At 58.5% G+C, this 1,219-nt stretch carries 1 protein-coding gene; it reads right to left on the bottom strand.

The genetic code is table 11. The features are described from left to right. Positions 1 to 731: Hint domain-containing protein (locus J8I29_RS30225; RefSeq protein WP_348536213.1), on the bottom strand; the 731-nt coding region annotated here is incomplete at its 3' end. Positions 732 to 1,219: the final 488 nt, after the last annotated feature.

Raw genomic sequence — 1,219 nt, 5'->3', positions numbered from 1 at the left:
CTCAGGACGTGGCCCGAACCGATCCAGGTCACCGGGCGCAGTTCGTCCCTGCCTTCGACGGAGACGAAGACCTCGTCGCCGACACGGATGTCTTCGATCGCGACTTCGCCGGTAGCGGTGCGGATCCGCGTGCCCGCCAGGAAGCAGACCACGGCCTGGTCGGTGATCGTCAAGGTCGTGCCGTCGCCGCTGATGGTCAGAGGACCGGGATCGCCGGGTGTATAGGTGCCGGTGTTGAGCGTCTGGCCTGCGATATTGGCTTGGGCGATGATGTTGCCGTCGGCGTCGCGGACCACGATGCTCTGCCCGCTGCCGGTATTCGAAATCTGATAGCTAGCTGCTGCAGCCGAGGTATTCTCGAACGCAAGATGGTTGTTGCCGCTGTTCTGGGCGAAACCATTGATGGTCGTGCTGGACAGATCGATGAGCGCACCGCCCCCGTTGACGGTGAAGGTGCCGCCGCCGGGACCATAGTTGATCGTCGAACCGGTCAGCACATTGGCAAGGTTGTTGCCATTGGTGAAGCTGCCGCCATCCGTCAGGTTGACCGTCGTGCCGCTCAGCGCACTCGCAACCACGCCGCTGGACAGCGTGGCGCTACCGCCCGTGACATTGATTTCGAGGCCTGCGAGGAGGCTGGCGCCCGATTGGATGGTCGCGGTGCCGCCGACATAAACCTTGTTGGAGGTCAGAGCCGGCAGAGTGGCAAGGATAGTAACATTGCCCGACACGTTCGGAGGAACGACATAGGTACTGCCAAGCAGAGCACTAGCAATATTTACGGTGCTACCGTTGGTCGTAAGGATGTTATCCTCAGGGACATTGGTAAGTGTAGTAGTTCCGTTTGTACCACCGGAAATCACCACCTGATCTAGGAAACCAGTTATTATGTTTCCGCCAGTACGGGTAATGTCATACTGAACGCCACTGGCATTCGGTCCAAAAATAGCCATTCATTCCTCCTGCATCCGTCGGAATTTCGGCCTGTCCCCCACGGCCACCCGTAATCCCGATTAGGTATCGAGTACGCCTTTTGGAATATCACAGAAAGTTTGTTTTATGCAAACATAAATTCTTCAGCACCCGGCATATTGGCGCGACGATGCACAAGCGGTGTTTCTTAGGCGCGGTCAGCCGCCTTGTTCCACCGCCGCCTTGACCTGGCTGTAGATGTCGAGATCGGCCTCGAGCAGGACCTCGGTTTCGGGGAGGCGGCGCA

The organism is Labrys sp. LIt4, from assembly GCF_017813775.1.
Classification (GTDB): Bacteria; Pseudomonadota; Alphaproteobacteria; order Rhizobiales; family Labraceae; genus Labrys; species Labrys okinawensis_A.
This window is presented reverse-complemented; position numbering and strand designations above follow the sequence as displayed.